Source organism: Micromonospora musae, assembly GCF_003626545.1.
In the GTDB taxonomy this organism is placed as follows: Bacteria; Actinomycetota; Actinomycetes; order Mycobacteriales; family Micromonosporaceae; genus Micromonospora; species Micromonospora musae.
In genome coordinates this window covers 693,581-709,227 of record NZ_RAZS01000002.1, presented here as the reverse complement: position 1 = coordinate 709,227, position 15,647 = coordinate 693,581, and the positions used below count along the sequence as shown (strand labels likewise).

General features: G+C 72.3%; 13 protein-coding genes and 1 pseudogene. 2 read left to right on the top strand and 12 right to left on the bottom strand.

Annotation, left to right across the window (positions count from 1 at the left end; translation table 11 throughout):
- Positions 1 to 183 precede the first annotated feature (183 nt).
- Positions 184 to 1,746, top strand: coding sequence for a hypothetical protein (locus D7147_RS07320; protein WP_120674883.1), 1,563 nt, complete (start codon positions 184 to 186; stop codon positions 1,744 to 1,746).
- A gap of 86 nt (positions 1,747 to 1,832) precedes the next feature.
- Here the strand turns inward: D7147_RS07320 and D7147_RS07315 are convergent, their stop codons facing one another.
- The 11 genes and pseudogenes from D7147_RS07315 to D7147_RS07265 all read right to left on the bottom strand — a co-directional run bounded on the left by D7147_RS07315 (position 1,833) and on the right by D7147_RS07265 (position 12,074).
- Positions 1,833 to 2,540, bottom strand: a complete 708-nt coding sequence (locus D7147_RS07315; protein ID WP_120674881.1) for a phosphatase PAP2 family protein — start codon at positions 2,538 to 2,540, stop codon at positions 1,833 to 1,835.
- A gap of 112 nt (positions 2,541 to 2,652) precedes the next feature.
- Positions 2,653 to 2,931 carry a VOC family protein gene (locus D7147_RS07310; protein ID WP_233562989.1) on the bottom strand — a complete coding sequence of 93 codons (279 nt, stop codon included), beginning with the start codon at positions 2,929 to 2,931 and terminating at the stop codon, positions 2,653 to 2,655.
- On the bottom strand, positions 2,928 to 4,187 hold the full coding sequence (locus tag D7147_RS07305) for an RNA-guided endonuclease InsQ/TnpB family protein (RefSeq protein ID WP_120675321.1): 1,260 nt from the start codon (positions 4,185 to 4,187) through the stop codon (positions 2,928 to 2,930). The genes D7147_RS07310 and D7147_RS07305 overlap by 4 nt, the downstream gene beginning before the upstream one ends.
- Positions 4,188 to 4,207: 20 nt before the next feature.
- Positions 4,208 to 4,327, bottom strand: a pseudogene (locus D7147_RS33500) (VOC family protein); the annotation flags it as partial.
- A gap of 64 nt (positions 4,328 to 4,391) precedes the next feature.
- Complete coding sequence (locus D7147_RS07295) at positions 4,392 to 5,195, bottom strand: SAM-dependent methyltransferase (RefSeq protein WP_233563021.1); 804 nt, start codon at positions 5,193 to 5,195, stop codon at positions 4,392 to 4,394.
- Between the two features lie 156 nt (positions 5,196 to 5,351).
- Complete coding sequence (locus D7147_RS07290; protein ID WP_120674877.1) at positions 5,352 to 6,389, bottom strand: zinc-dependent alcohol dehydrogenase family protein; 1,038 nt, start codon at positions 6,387 to 6,389, stop codon at positions 5,352 to 5,354.
- A complete protein-coding gene (locus D7147_RS07285) occupies positions 6,386 to 7,255 on the bottom strand; it encodes a carbohydrate ABC transporter permease (RefSeq protein WP_120674875.1) in 870 nt (289 codons plus the stop codon). Before D7147_RS07285 ends, D7147_RS07290 begins: the two co-directional genes overlap by 4 nt.
- Complete coding sequence (locus D7147_RS07280) at positions 7,252 to 8,187, bottom strand: carbohydrate ABC transporter permease (RefSeq protein ID WP_120674873.1); 936 nt, start codon at positions 8,185 to 8,187, stop codon at positions 7,252 to 7,254. The genes D7147_RS07285 and D7147_RS07280 overlap by 4 nt, the downstream gene beginning before the upstream one ends.
- 59 nt (positions 8,188 to 8,246) lie before the next feature.
- A complete protein-coding gene (locus D7147_RS07275; RefSeq protein WP_120674871.1) occupies positions 8,247 to 9,587 on the bottom strand; it encodes an ABC transporter substrate-binding protein in 1,341 nt (446 codons plus the stop codon).
- Positions 9,588 to 9,666: 79 nt separating this feature from the next.
- A complete protein-coding gene (locus D7147_RS07270) occupies positions 9,667 to 10,428 on the bottom strand; it encodes a DeoR/GlpR family DNA-binding transcription regulator (protein WP_120674869.1) in 762 nt (253 codons plus the stop codon).
- 365 nt (positions 10,429 to 10,793) lie between these two features.
- A complete protein-coding gene (locus D7147_RS07265) occupies positions 10,794 to 12,074 on the bottom strand; it encodes a multidrug effflux MFS transporter (protein WP_233562988.1) in 1,281 nt (426 codons plus the stop codon).
- A gap of 230 nt (positions 12,075 to 12,304) precedes the next feature.
- Between D7147_RS07265 and D7147_RS07260 the strand changes: the two genes are divergently transcribed.
- Positions 12,305 to 13,741, top strand: coding sequence for a nitroreductase family protein (locus D7147_RS07260; RefSeq protein WP_120674867.1), 1,437 nt, complete (start codon positions 12,305 to 12,307; stop codon positions 13,739 to 13,741).
- A 73-nt stretch (positions 13,742 to 13,814) separates the two neighbouring features.
- Here the strand turns inward: D7147_RS07260 and D7147_RS07255 are convergent, their stop codons facing one another.
- Entirely contained in the window at positions 13,815 to 15,599 is a 1,785-nt protein-coding gene (locus tag D7147_RS07255) for an ABC transporter ATP-binding protein (protein WP_233562987.1), read from the bottom strand.
- Positions 15,600 to 15,647 lie beyond the last annotated feature (48 nt).

Here is a 15,647-nt window from a genome sequence, read left to right as displayed (position 1 = left end):
GACACCGGCGGTGGCTCGACGGCCACCGACCGTCCGGGACGCCGGGCGGCGACCGGCGTCCACGCGCGACGGGCGCGCCCGTGGCAGGAGCGCCGGGTCGATGACGGTCCGGCGTCGGCACGACGGTAGCGTTGCGCGACCCCATGCCCTGTGGGGACGGCAGGATCGTACGGAGGATGTCGGATGTCCAACGGCGAAGAGCCGTTCGCGGTACGCGAGAACCGCGGCTCGCGACCCAGCTTCGAGCTGGCGCTGCGCGGTTACGAGAAGCGGCAGGTCGATCGGTACATCGAGCAGCTCGACGGGCAGCTCGCGGCGCTCTCCACCGAGCGCGACCGGGTGACCGGACAGGTCCGGGAGCTGACCGCGCAGATGCAGCAGCTGCACACCGAGCTGACCGAGCTGCGGCACCGCCCGAACCAGCCCGACCGGGCGTCGTTCCGCGATCTGGGCCCGATGGTCGACCAGATCCTCGCGCTGGCCGAGAAGCAGGGCGCGGCGATCGCCGACACCGCCGCGCAGCGCGCCGGGGAGCTGCAGACCGAGGCGGAACGGACGCTTGTCGACGCGCGCGAGCGAGCCACCCGGGCGCTGCAGGACCTGGAGGAGGAGCTCTCCGCGCGCCGCGTCGAGCAGGAGAAGACGTACGAGGAGCGCCGCACCGCGGTCGAGACCGAGATCGCCGAGATCCGGGAGGCGGCGGAGAAGCTGCGCGCCGACGGGGAGGCCGCGCACGAGCGGGCCCGCCAGGAGGCGAAGCGGATCAGCGAGCAGAGCGCCCAGCAGGTCGAGCAGGCCCGAGCCGCCTCCGAGGCGCTGACCCGCGCGGCGCGTACGCAGATCCAGCAGGAGCTGCAGGCGGCCCGGAGCAAGAGCCAGCAGGAGCTGGCCCAGTGGCAGGCGAACATCGAACGGGACGTCACCGAGCGGCGGACCGCCGCCGAGCAGGAGATCGCCGAGCAACGGGCGACCGCCGAGCGGGAGATCGAGAACCAGCGCAGCGCCGCCGAGCAGACCATCGGCTCCCTCATCGCCGAGGCGCAGCAGTACGCGACGGAGGTGCGGCAGCGCGCCGACGAACAGGCCACCACCCACCAGGAGCAGCTCACCGAGCTGCACCGGGAGGTCACGGTGCGCCAGCAGGCGCTGACGCAGGTGGAGTCCGAGCTGGGCGCGGCGCAGCGGAAGCTGGCCGGGGCGCACCAGGAGCAGTCGGCGACCGAGCACGAGTTGGGCACGGCGCAGCGACGCCTGGAGGAGGTCCGCCAGCAACTCGCCACCGAGGCGGCCCGGCTCGACGAGGCACGCCGCTCCGCCGACCTGGCCGAACGGCACGCAAAGGACGTCCGTGCCCGGGTGCAGCGCGAGGCGAAGCGGGTGGCCGACCTGGCCGCCGCGGCGGTGATGGCGGCCGCGGCGGGCGGCGCGGAGACGGCCGAGTACCCGACGGTGGGCACGCGCGAGCCGGGCCGGCGGCGAGCGAACGGCGGGCCCGCGCACGCGCAGGTCGAGGCGGCGGCCGAACCGGGCGAGGCGGCACCGGCGCCGACTCCGGTCGAGCGGACCGCACCGGCCGAGACGCAGCGACCGGTCGAACCTGTCGCACACCCGCAGGAGCAGCCGCCGGGCGGGCCCGCCGAGACGCCACCTCCCGTCGAGCGGCCCGCTCCGCATCTGGTCGCGGAGCCGCCGGCCGAGCCGGAGACCGGCGCGCATTCCAACGTGATCGTGCCCGAGCGGCGGTAGGGCGCGCCCCGCGCAGGGGCGGGTCGGCGGCAACCTGTCGACCCACCCCGCACGCGGATTGTCGAGGACCGGAGCGCCGTTCGGCGTCAGCGGGAGTGGTCCAGCCACCGCGGCAGCGGCAGCGTCCGCCACGGCACCCGAAGCAGCGCCCGGATGATCAGCAGGCCCAGCAGGTAACCGCCGACGCTGTCGGTCAACCAGTGGTAGCCGAGGTAGGTGGTGCCGATGAAGACGAGCACGCCCGGCACCCACATCAGCAACCGGCGGGCGAGCACCGGCAGGTACGGCGCGAGCAGCATGGCCAGCACGCCGAAGTAGACGATGCCGTTGCTCACGTGCCCGGAGGGGTAGTACTCCTCCCACCCGTCGGCGAACATCTCGACCGAGCCGTGGTGCGGGGCGCCGCGCGAGGTCCACCGCTTCAACCCCACGATCAGCAGGGTGCTGATGATCGGCGCGAGCCCGGCCGGGATGATCGGGCGTACCGACCGGTGCCGCCAGGCCAGCCAGAACGACACCAGCACGGTCAGCGTGGTGAGCGCGCCGCCCTGACCGACGCGGTCGAACAGGTACATCATCGTGTCGACCGGCGGGGGCCGGTGCTGGTCGCACCAGTCGCGTACGACGATGTCCAGCCGCAGCATCGGCCGCCACCAGATCAGGGCGGCGGTGAGCGCGGCGAGCGCGGCGAGCAGCAGCCCGTCGAACCACCAGCCACCCGGCACCGGCGCGAGCACGGGCACACCGAGTGGCCGGGGCGGTCGGCGGCGTCGCGAGGATCTCCCCGTTGGCATGACCCTCTCCGCTCCGCCTCCGGGTATATCCGGCCAACAGTGCGAAAATATCGCCAAAGCCTCCGCCGCGGCGGTGACTCGGCGGATCTCCCCCGGACGCGTCCCGCCCGCCTCAGCCGCCCTCGGTGCCGCCCGCCTCCGCCAGGATCCCGGTGCCCTGGCCGAGTTCGATCAGGTAACCGTCCGGGTCCCGCAGGTAGCAGCGGATCTCCGCGCCGTGGTCCTTCGGTTCGGTCAGGAACTCGCCGCCCCGGGAACGCCACTGCTCGTACACCGCCCGGACGTCGGTGACCCGGACGTTCAGCGCGCTGCTCAGCACATCCGGATCGGCCGGGGCCTGGGCCCGTACCGTCGGCTTGTCGTCGGTCGGGCCGCCCTCGTCGTTGATCACGATTTGACATCCTCCCCGGCCTGAAGGGCGGAGATTCCCGCCACGCTGCGCGCGGACCGCGTAGCGTCCGGGTGGGTTACCGCTTCTCGGCGCGGTGCCGGGACGAATCCCGGTCTTACCTGCGCTCCACGGTCGTTTCCGTTGTCCGCCTGCCCGGCGGCCAACACGTTCAGCGCCGCGTTCACGTCCCGATCGTGGCCTGCTCCGCAGGGGCAGTCCCACGCCCGGACATTGAGCGCCATCTTGCCGTTGATGCGCCCGCAGTCCGAGCACCTGCGGGTGGACGGGAAGAACCGGTCCACCCGGCCGAACGTGCGCCCGTAGCGGGCAGCCTTGTACTCCAACATCGCGGTAAAACTGGCCCACCCGGCGTCGTGGACGCTCTTGGCGAGCCGGGTCCGGCTGAGACCGACGACGCACAGGTCCTCGACGTAGATCGCTTGGTTCTCGCGAACGATCGCCGTGGACAGCTTGTGCTGCCAGTCCCGCCGGGTGTCGGCCACCCGCGCATGAGCGCGAGCGACCTTCTTGACGGCCTTCTTGCGGTTCTGGCTCCCGCGCTGCTTGCGGGAGAGCGCCTGTCGCAACCGCTTGAGTTTGCGGGCAGCGCGGCGCAGGAACTTCGGTGCCGTGATCTTGGTTCCGTCCGACAGGACCGCGAAGTGCGTCAGCCCCAGGTCGATACCCGCCTCGGAGTCGACCGGCGGCAACGCCTCGTCCTGTCCGCTCTGCACGACGAACGATGCGAAGTACCGGCCAGCCGCATCTCGAATGATCGCCACGGACGACGGCTCGGATGGCAACGCCCGCGACCAGCGCACATGCAGGTCCCCGATTTTCGGCAGTCGCAGGCGGCCGTTGTCCAGGATTCTGAACCGGGAGTTCTTCGTGAACCGAATGGCCTGCCGGTTGTCCTTGCGTGAGCGGAACCGAGGCGAGGCGACCTTGCGGCCCGTGCGCTCGCCCGAGATCGAGGCGAAAAAGTTGCGGTACGCGGCGTTCAGATCGGCCAGGGCCTGCTGCAACACCACCGCCGAAACCTCGGAAAGCCACGCCCGCTGCGGAGTCTGCTTCGCCTCGGTGATCAGACGGCGCGACAACTCCCCGTCAGAGAGGTACTTTCCGCCCGCCTCCCGTGTCGCCTGACGCAGCCTGAGCCCGTCGTTGAACACCACCCGTGCACATCCGAACGCCCTGGCCAGCTCAAGCTGCTGGCCGGGTGTCGGGCAGACGCGGAAGTTGTAACGGAGCAGCACTCCTGCACTCTGCCATTGGTTGATGGCGTCGCGCCCAGGACCCGCCGGTAGAACTCCCGCGAACGGTCCACGTCCCGCACGATCAGCAGATGGGTGAGGACCACCCCGTTCTCCGGCCGGAAGTAGTCCGGCGCCTCCATCGCCACCGCGCCTCCCGGAGCTCGTCCCGGTGGCGCGGGTACCCGCCGGCGGCGCCGGCACACCTCACGGCTTGCGGGCGAGCCCGGCCCAGTAGTACGCCGCGTGCGGGTCGCCCCCGGCGCCCTCCTCCGGACGCCACGCCGCGACCGGGGCGATCCCCGGCTCGACCAGTTCCCACCCGGCGAAGAACCGTTCCACCTCGGCGCGGGTACGCGGCACCAGGGTCATGCCGCCCTGGGTGGCCGCGGCCACCGCGGCGTTCATCGCGGCCGGGTCGAAGTCTCCGGTCGGGTGGGTGATCGCCAGATAGCTCCCCGAGGGCACGGCGTCCATGAGCGCGCGCAGCTTGCCGGCCGGGTCGTCGCTGTCGCGCAGCAGCATCAGCACCGCGATGAGGGTGAGCGCCACCGGTCGATCCAGGTCCAGGGTCTCGGTGAGTCGGGCGTCCGAGAGGATCTTCTCCGGCTCGCGCAGGTCGGCGTGGAGGTACTCGCTACGCCCCTGCGGGGTGCTGATCATCAGCGCCCGGGCGTGCGCCAGCACGATGGGGTCGTTGTCGACGTAGACCACCCGGGTCTCCGGCGCCACCGCCTGGGCAACCTCGTGCAGGTTGGGACGGGTGGGGATCCCGGTGCCGATGTCGAGGAACTGCCGAATGCCGGCCTCCCCCACCAGGTGGCGGGCCACCCGGTGGACGAACCGCCGGTTCTCCTTGGCCATCTCGCGCAGGGTGGGGATCGCCTCGACGAGGGCCGCGCCCATCGCCCGGTCGGCGGCGAAGTTGTCCTTGCCGCCGAGCCACCAGTCGTACACCCGAGCCGAGTGCGGAAACCGGACGTCCACTCCGGAGGGTGGGATCTCCTGGATTCCGACGCCGTCCTCACGCTGCGACACGATCGTCTCCCCTCGATCGGCCGGTACCGACGAGCGCAGCCTATTGGATGCGCCGCGAACCGGCCGACCGAGGGCGCGGCGCTCGCCCCCACCGCCCGCCGGTGCGGGCGGTGGGGGCGTCGCGGCCGCTCAGGCGTGACCGACCTGCGCGGAAGCGGGCTCGCGGGCCGCCTCGCCGAGGCCGACGATCTCGATCTTCCGGCCGACACCGGCCCGGAACTGGGCGATCGCCTCGGCGTAGCTCTCCAGCGGGAACCGGTGGCTGATGAAGACCTCGGGGTCGAGGATCCCGGCGGCGAAGAGCTCCCCGGCCCGTTCGAAGCTGTGCAGCACCGCCATCGACCCGGTCACCGTGATCTCCTGGTTGTAGATCCGGTACGGCTCGATCGTCGCCCGCGTGCGGTACTCGGAGACACCGAACTGGAGGAACGTGCCGGCCGGCGCGACCCGGCCCAGGCCGTCGTCGATCGCCGCCTGCACCCCGGTGCAGTCGATCACGACGTCCCAGCCGCGGGCCCGGGTCAGCTCGGCCGCGCTCGGCGCCGACGCCGAGCAGCCCAGCCGGACGGCGGTGGCCAGCCGGGCCGGGTTCGGATCCACCACGCTGACGCTCGCGGCACCGCAGCGCTTCGCGAGCTCCAGCATCATCAGCCCCATCGTCCCGGCCCCGTAGATCAGGTAGTGGTCGCCGAGCCGCCGGGGCAGGACGTCGAAGCCGCGGACCGCGCAGGAGAGCGGTTCGATCAGCGCGGCGTCCCCCGGCGCCACCCCCTCGGGCAGCGGAAAGCAGTTCTTCACGGGGGCCACCGCGAACTCGGCGGCCCCGCCGGAGACGGTGACCCCGATCGCCGCCCACCGCTCGCAGAGGTTGCCCCGGGCGCGGCGGCACTGGTAGCACTCGCCGCAGTGCAGCGACGGGTCGACCGCGACGGCGTCGCCGACGCGTAGCTCGGTGACGTCGCGACCCGCCGCCACGACCGTGCCGGCGAACTCGTGTCCGGGAACGATCGGATACGCCGGGGCGAACTCGCCGTCGAGGATGTGCAGGTCGGTACCGCAGATGCCGCACCCGGCGACCTGCACCACCACGTCACGTGGCCCGGGCGTCGGGTCGGGTACCGACTCGATCGAGATCTGACCCGGCGTGACGATGACCGCTGCTTTCACTTGACCGCCCCCATCGAGAGTCCACGGACGAGTTGCTTCTGGGCGATCCAGCCGGCCAGCACGACCGGCAGCGACACCAGCGTCGCGGCCGCGCAGAGCCGGGCGAGGAAGAGCCCTTCGGAGGTGATGAAACCGACCAGGAAGATCGGTGAGGTGCCGGCCCGGGTCGCGGTCAGGTTCACCGCGAGGAAGAACTCGTTCCAGCTGAAGATGAAGCAGATCAGCGCGGTGGCGGCCAGCCCGGGCGCGACGATCGGCAACAGGATCCGGCGGATGGTGACGAGCACGCTCGCGCCGTCCACCGCGGCCGCCTCGATCAACGCGGGCGGGACCTCCAGCAGGAAGGAGCGCATCATCCAGACCGCGAGCGGGAGGTTCATCGCGGTGTACAGGACGATCATCGTCCAGACGTTGTCGAGCAGGCCGAACTCCTTGACCAGCAGGTAGATCGGGAGCAGCGCGGCCACCGCGGGAAGCATCTTGGTGCTGATGAAGAAGAACAGCACGTCGCGCCACTTCGCCACCGGCCGGATCGACAACGCGTACGCCGCCGGGGTGGCCAGCAGCAGCACGAACAGCGTCGAGAGCAGGCTGGCCATCAGCGAGTTGAGCAGGTACGGGGTGATGTCCCGGTCGAAGACCTGCCGGTAGCCGTCGAGTACCGGGGTGAAGAACCAGGTCGGCGGGTTGCTGGCCGCGTCCACCTCCCGCTTGAAGCCGGTGAGCACCATCCAGAGCACCGGCAGGAAGAAGAGCAGCCCGACCAGCCAGGCGAGCACGGTCCAGGTCGCCGCGGCCGGGCTTGCTCGCCGGGAGCGACGGCCGGCGGGCGCGTCGGCGCTGGACGCGGAGCGTACGGCGGTCATCGGGCACCCTCCATCCGGAACAGGCTGGAGATCACCCGCAGCGCGAAGGTGGCCACCACGATCGTGCCGATCACCACCACGACGCCGGCGGCGGCCGCCTCGCCGTACTCGAACTTGCGGAACGTGGTCAGGTAGATCTCGTAGGGCAGGTTGGTGGTGGCGGTGCCCGGCCCGCCCTGGGTGATGGTGAAGACCGCGTCGAAGGTCTGCACCAGGTAGATCGAGCCGAGCAGGGCGCCCAGCTCCAGGTACGGGCGCAGGTGTGGCAGCGTGATCCGGGTGAAGACCTGCCAGGCGCCGGCACCGTCGACCCGGGCCGCCTCGAGGATCTCCGTCGACTGGCTCTGCAGCCCGGCCAGGATGATCAGCATCATGAACGGGGTCCACTGCCAGACCAGGGTGGCGACGACGGAGAGCATCGGATACTGGGAGACCCAGTCGGTGCTGCCGCCGAGGATCCCGTTGATCAGGCCGTACGCGGGGTTGTAGATGGCGTGCTTCCAGAGCAGAGCGGCGGCCATCGGCATCACCAGGAACGGGGTGATGAGCAGGGTTCGGACGATGCCCCGGCCCGGGAACCTCCGGTCGAGCAGGATCGCGATCCCGAGCCCGAGCAGCACCGACGCGACGACCGCCCCGGCGGTGAGCACCACCGTGTTCGTCAACGCCGCGCGCAGCCGGGTGTCGGTGAGCACCTCGGCGTAGTTGGCGAGCCCGACGAAGCCGCGCTCACCGGGGCGCAGCGCGTTCCAGTCGAGGGTGGAGAGGTAGAGGGTGACCAGGAACGGGATCTGGGTCACCAGGATCGCGAAGATCAGCGCGGGCAGCAGTGGCGCCCGGCGGCTCCACCGGTCTGCGGCGCGCCGGCCGGCGGGAGCCGCGACCGGGGCGCGCGGCGTCGGGCCCGCGCCGGTGGCGAGTGTCTGTGTCATCGGTTCACCTCAGGTCGGGCCGGGGGCCACCGCCGACGGCGGCCGCCCCCGGCCGGTGGCTACCGGTTCTCCTTGGCGACTTCCTCGGCCAGCTTCTGGCCGTCGGTGAGCGCCTTCTCCACGGTGGTGCTGCCCGCGATCGCCGCCGAGACCTCCTGGGACACCTTGGTGCCCAGGTCGGCGAACTCGGGTATGCCGACGAACTGCACGCCGAGCGCCGGGCGCGGCTGCATGCCCGGGTTCTTCGGGTCGGCCTCCTGGATGGACTTGAGCGTCAGGTCGGCGAAGGCCGCGGCGGACTGCTGGTACTCCGGGATGGCGTAGGTGGACTGCCGCTTCCCGGCCGGCACCCGGGACCAGCCGAGGGAGGAGCCGACCAGCCGCTCGTACTCCTTGCCGGTGGCCCAGGAGATGAACTTCCAGGCGGCGTCGGCGTGCTTGGTGGTCTTCGGCATCGCCAGCGCCCACGCCCAGAGCCAGCCGGACGACTTGGTCTTGTCGACCGGGGCGTACGCGTAGCCGACCTTGCCGGCGACGGTGCTGGCTGAGGCGTCCTCGAGGGTGCCGGCGGCCGAGGTGGCGTCGTACCACATGGCCGCCTTGCCCTGGCCGAAGGTGTTCAGGCACTCGGTGAAGCCGGCCTGCGGCGCTCCGGGCGTGCCGTGCTCGCGCACCAGGTCGACGTAGAACTTCGTGGCCGCGACGAACTCGGGCGCGTTCACCTTCGGCGTCCAGTCCTTCTCGAACCAGGTGCCGCCGAACGTGTTCACGACGGTGGTGAGCGGGGCGAAGAGCTCGCCCCAGCCGGGCAGCCCGCGCAGGCAGATGCCGGAGACGCCGGCCTTCTCGTCGTCCAGCTGCGCGGCGAACTGCGCCACCTGCTGCCAGGTCGGCCGCTCCGGCATGGTCAGGCCCTTCGCGGCGAAGAGCTCCTTGTTGTACATGAGGAAGGAGGACTCGCCGTAGAACGGGGCGGCGTAGAGCTTGCCGTCCTCGCCGGAGAGCGAGGTGACCATCGGCGGGAGCAGGTCGGCCTTGTCGTAGCCGGTGTCGGCGTCGGCGTACGAGCTCAGCTCGTGCAGCCAGCCGTTCTTCGACCAGATCGGCGCCTCGTACGCGCCGATGGTCGCCACGTCGTACTGGCCGCCCTGGGTGGCGACGTCCTGGGTGACCTTGTCGCGCAGTTCGTTCTCGGGCAGGATCGTGAACCGGACCTCGATGCCGGTCTCCTTGGTGAAGTTCTCGGCGGTGACCTTGGCGAGGTCCTCCATCTGCGGGTTGCCCACCATGAGCACGGTGATGCTCTTGCCGTCGCCGCCGTCGGAGGATCCGCCGCCGGCCCCGGAGCAACCGGCGGCGGCGAGGACGGCCACCAGGGCCAGGGCCAGGGTGGGTCGCAAACGGTGCGGAGACCATCTTCTGGACACAGTGAACCTCCAGGATCCGTTTCGGTGGTGAGGGAGATGGCCGGTCCGGTGGTCAGACGCGCTGGACCACCGGGCCGAGCAGCGAGTAGCGGTGTGCTTCGGACGCCGGCAGCCCGACGTCGGTGACGACGGCGTCGAGGTCGGCGACGTCCGCGAAGCGGCAGAAGCTGCTGGCGCCGAACTTGGTGTGCACGCCGGCGAAGACGACGCGCCGGGACACGGTGATGACCTGCGCCTTCACCGCGGCGACGGCCGGGTCGGGGGTGGTGAGGCCGTGCTCCCGGGAGATCCCGTTCGCGCCGACGAAGGCCAGGTCGATCACGAAACCGGCGAGCATGTCGACGGCCCAGTGATCGACGGTCGCCCGGGTGCGGCCCCGGACCCGGCCGCCGAGCAGCAGGACCGTGGTGGCGGGCGACGCGGCGAGGATCGCCGCGGTGTCCAGCGAGGCGGTGACCACGGTGAGCGCGCGCTCGGCCGGCAACGCCTCCGCGATCAGCCGGGGGGTGTAGCCCTCGTCGATGTAGACCGACTCGGCGTCTCCCAGCAGCTGGGCCGCCGCCGTGGCGACGCGGCGCTTCTCCGTCACCAGTCGGGTGGTCCGCGTGTCGAGGGTCGTCTCGAACCGGGCGGTCTCCACCGGGTAGGCGCCGCCGTGGGTACGCCGCACCAGCCCCTGCTGCTCGAGCCGGTGCAGATCGCGCCGGACGGTCTCCGGCGACACGGCCAGATCGGCGGCGAGTTTCTGCACGTCGACCGAGCCCTGTTCACGGGCGGAGGCGAGGATGCGCTGTCGGCGCTCCATCGAGTTCATCGCTCACCTCCCGCCCGTCGGTCGCTAATTTTTAACACCGTTACGCGGGTGTGACGCCCATCGCATCGGGCGAATTCCGGAGGATTCCTGCCCGGTTGCGGCCAGCGCTCGGGCGCATCAATACCAACAAGTGGATCGATAGCTGGCAAAAGGTGCGCCCGTTTGGGCAAGGTGGATGCCCGGATGTTGCCCGTCCTCGCTCCGGGGGCACGATCGGGCAACGGCGGCCGCGCCGAAGCGGCGCGCATCGGCGTATCGGCGGGCGAGCGGAGGGCGAACCCAGCCGGCACAGACAGTCACGGCCGGCGGGGCATAAGCCCCGCCGGCCGCTCAACTCAGGATCTGCTCGGCAGACAGCAGTCCGGTCAGTGCGCCGCCACGGTGACCGCCGACGGTGCGAGGTCGCCCAGCTGCGCCGGGCGCACGACCACGAAGAGCACGGCGACGGCGGCGATCATGCCGCCCGCGACGACCACGGCCATCGCCACGACCCCCGTGCCGAGCGCGCCGACCAGGGGCGCCGACAACGCGCCGACGCCGAACTGCACCGCGCCGAGCATCGCCGCCGCCGTGCCGGCCGACTCACCGTGGCGGGACAGGGCGAGCGCCGGCGCGTTCGGCATGGCCAGGCCCGCCGCGAACAGGACCACCCACAGCGACGCCAGGACGGCCGGCAGGCCGCCGAAGTCGGTCACGGCGAAGGTCGTCAACACGAGGCCGGCCACGGTGCCCAGCCCCAGCGCGGCGATCAGGATCCGCTGCGGCGAGTACCGGTTCAGCAGCCGGACGTTCAGCTGGGTGGCCGCGATCAGCCCGACGGCGCCCGCGCCGAACGCGATCCCGAACTGCTGCTCGTCGAGGCCGTACTGCTCCTGAAAGACGAACGACGACCCCGAGACGTACGCGAAGAGCGCCGCCATGGCCAGACCGGTGACCAGGACCAGCCCGACGAACGTACGGTCCCGCAGCAGCGAGCCGTAGACGCGGGCGGTGGCGAGCACACCACCGCGGCGGCGTGCCGCAGGCGGCAGGGTCTCCGGGAGACCGAACGCCGCGACCGTGATCAGGATGAGGCCGAACGCCGCGAGGGCGATGAAGACGCCCCGCCAGTCCGACCAGCGCAGCAGCCCACTGCCCAGGGTCGGGGCGAGCACCGGCGCCACACCGACGACGAGCATGAGGCGGGAGAAGAGCCGGGCGAAGGCGGCGCCGTCGAACAGGTCGCGGACCACGGCCATCGCCACCACCGAGGCGGCCGCCACGCCCAGCCCCTGCAGCACCCGCAGCACGCCGATCACGCCGATGCTCGGCGCGAGAACGCAGAGCACCGACGCCACGATGTGCAGGGCGACGCCGGCGAGCAGCGGCTTGCGCCGGCCGACCGCGTCGGAGAGCGGGCCGATCAGCAACTGACCGACGGCGAGGCCCGCGAGCGTCCCGGTCAGGGTCAACTGCACGGCCGCCGACGTGGTGTGCAGGTCGACGGCGATCTCCGGAAGCGCCGGCAGGTACATGTCGATGGTGAGCGGACCGATAGCGGTCAGCGAACCGAGCACCAGGACCAGTCGCAGCCGCCGCGCGGTGGTCATCACCTCACCGGAACTCCCGGCGGCGGGAGCCTCGGTACGGGTGGGGGCGGAGGTCATGCCCTCTCCCCGGTCGGTCTGTGGCGGACGTGTGCGGGCGTACGTGCAGCTTTCACACCTGCCACCAAACCGTCGGCGGCTCATCTCATTCCCGGCCGGGCCGAAGGTGCCTCACCTCACACGCCCGTTTCGGGCGGAAGGCTCGGAAGACGCCCGGACCCGCTCCGATCGATCCCGACGAGCGCGCGGGCGCCGAATGTGACGCCGCCGACCGCTGGCAGGATGATCGGATGGACCTCGAATCCGGTGCCGGGTTGCTGCACCGCCTGACGTCGTACGTGCCGGATCGCGAGTGGGACGTGCCCGCCGAGGACCCCCGCGTACGCCATGATCTGGTCCCGAACGACCCCGCGACGATGCCACCGCCGCTGAAGAGCTACCCGGCCGGGCTGCCCGTCGTACCTCTGCCACGTGACCTGCCCGACCCGGGCGTGCCCGCCACGGCCGTCCTCGCCGGCGTGGCGTCCACCGCACGACCGCTGGATGCGGCGCAGCTCGGCCGGGTGCTCTTCCTCGGCGCCGGCGTCGTACGCACCGCCGTCCGCGACGGACGACCGGTCGTCTTCCGCGCCTCCGGGTCGGCGGGCAACCGGTTCCCGCTGGAGCTCTACGCCAGCACCCGGGGCGTGGCCGGTGTGCCCGACGGGGTGTACTGGTACGACCCGGTGGAGCACGCGCTGCTGCGGGTCGCCCCGGCCGCGGCCGGCACGGTCACCACCCTCGTGGTCACCGGCGTGCCCTGGCGCACCGGCTGGCGCTACGCCGAGCGCGGCTGGCGGCACCTCTACTGGGACGCCGGAACCCTGCTCTCGCAGCTCACCGCGGCGGCCGCCGGCGCCGGCCTCGCCCCAAGGCTGCGCTCGCTCTTCCCCGACGCCACGCTGCGCCGACTCGTCGGCGCGGACGGGGTGCACGAGTATCCGTTGGCCCTGCTCTCCCTCGGCGACGGCGAGCCGGCGATCGAGCCGGGCGGACCGGCCACGCCGGGTGAGCTGCCCCCGGTCGAGCTGCCGCTCTGCACCGCGGCGCAGCGCGCCGGCGAGCGGGACGCCCTCGGGTCGCCCTGGCCGGACGGGCCCACCCTGCGCGACGTGCCGCCGTCCGACTCGCTCGACGAGGTGATCCGTCGGCGCGGCTCGCAGCGGCGGATGGACCGGGCCCGGACGCTGCCCCGAGCCCTGTTGGAGTGGCCGCTGGCGGCCGCCCTGCGCGGTGTGGACGTGCCGCACCACGTCGCCGTGCACGGCGTCGACGGGGTGACCCCCGGCCGCTACCGGTGGCCCGACCTGGCCCGGCCCCAGCGGTCGGCGCAGCTGCGCGACGAGCTGCTGCGGATCTGCCTCGACCAGGCGCTCGCCGGGGACGCGGCGTACGTCGTCATCGCGGCCACGCCGGCCGCCCCGCTCGACGACCGCACCTACCGCGACGCCCAGCTCACCGCCGGTCTGGTCGAGGGGCGGTTGCATCTGGCCGCGTACGCGCTGGGCGCGAGCGCCTCGGGCATGACCTTCCTGGATTCGGAGGTTCCCGGCCTGCTCGACGAGCCGGACGATCTCGCCACCCTGCTCTTCACCTGCGTCGGTGTGCCGGAGTACGCCTCGCGCCCCGGTGGCCGGCCGGGCGCTCCGGTCGAGATCCGCCCGGTGCTCCCCCGCCTCCGCGGGTGACCGGCTGCGGGTTCCGCCGTCCCGTCGCGGTCCGGCTTGCGGGCGACGGCCGGGCGGGGCCGGGGCGGCGTCGTCACGCCACGGCGGCGGCGACCACGTCCTGGTCGGCGGCGATGCGCAGGGCCCGCACCAGCCTTTGGTAGAGCTCGTCGGAGGCGAGCAGTTCGGCGTGCGTGCCCTGCGCCCGGATCCGGCCCTCTTCGAGCACGACGATCCGGTCGGCGTCGAGGACGGTGGAGAGCCGGTGCGCGATGGTGACCACCGCGCCCGCCGCGGCCCGCTGCCGGATGCACTCGTGCAGCGCGGCCTCGGTGAGACCGTCGAGCTGGGCGGTCGCCTCGTCGAGCAGCAGCACGTCCGGGGTGCGCAGCATGGCCCGGGCGAGCGCGATGCGCTGCCGCTGGCCGCCGGAGACCTCCGTGGACGCCAGCGGCGTGTCCAGCCCTTCGGGCAGCGAGTCGACCTTCTCGTCCAACTGCACGGCCCGCAGGACCTCCTGGATCTCCGCCTCCGTCGCGTCGGGGTGGCCGAAGCGCACGTTGTCGCGGATGGTGCCGGGCACCACCGGGGTCTCCTGCTCGACGTACGCGAGGCGGGCGCGCACCTGGTAGTGGCTGTGTGCGGCGTACGGGCGGCCGTCGAGCAGCAGCTCGCCGTGCTCGGGTTCGAGGAACCGGAGGAGAAGCGAGAAGAGGGTGGTCTTGCCGGCGCCGGAGGGGCCGACGATGGCGGTGTGCCCCCGTCTCGGGATCTCCAGGTCGATGCCGCTCACTGCGGGCGGGGCGTCCGGGCCGTACCGGGCGGTGACGCCCCGGAAGGCGAGCACCGGCTGATCGGTGTCGGGGGCCGGGCGGTGCGCGGGCAGCGGCACGGCCGCCGGAGCGGCCGGGGACTCCACGCCGATGGCCTCGACCTCGCGAATCCGTCCGGCCGCGGCGATGCCGGCCTGCAACGCGGTGACGTTCTGGGTCAGCTCACTGATCGGTCCCATGAGCTGGAAGGCGTAGAGCAGGAACGCGATCAGGCTGGAGATCTCGAGCAGGTCCCGCTGCGCACGCCAGGCGCCGATGCCGAGGATCGCGATGACGGCCAGTTGGATGCCGGTCCACGCGACGGTCCAGACGGAGGCGCTGATCCGCGCCGCCCGCACGCTGTGCGCCGCCGTGTCCCGGGCGTCGGCGATGACGCGTTCGCCCAGTCGCCCCTCGGCACGGCTGGCCTTGACCGTCCGGATGGCGCGCAGCGTCCCCTCCAGCGTCCCGCCGAGGCGGCCCACCGACTCCTGGGCGGCCGTGGTCGCCTTCGCGATCCGGGGTAGCAGCACGCCCATCACCGCGGCGACGACGAGCACCGCCACGATGGTGCAGCCGAGCAGGAACAGGTCCAGCACACCCATCAGCACGAGCGTGCCGAGCAGGGCGATGGTGCTGTTCACCAGGCCGATGATGCTGCCGGACGCCTCGTGCAGCAGCGCGGCGTCGGAGGTGACCCGGGTGACCAGCTCGCCGCTGGGGCGGCGGTGCAGGTCACCGACGCGGGCCCGCAGGTAGCGGCCGACCATCGCGGTGCGGGCGTCCAGCACGACCTGTTCGGCGAGGGTGCCGAGCAGCCGCCACTGCCACAGGGTGATGAGCGCACCGACCAGGACGAGCGCCAGCAGCACGCCGATCGGGCGGGTCATCGGCTCGCCCGAGCCGAGGGTGTCGAGGACCCACTTGGTGACCATCGGCGTGGCGAGCCCCGCCGCGTTGGCGACGAGGCCGAGCACGAGCCCTAGGAGCAGGGTGCGCCGGTGCGGGGCGAGGAACGACAGGAGCGTCCGCAGGCGGGGCAGGAGGGCGGAACCGGAGGCAGGCACCTCCCGATTGGAACACTGCTGTTCCGTTTCGGGCAAGCGTTTCGCCGC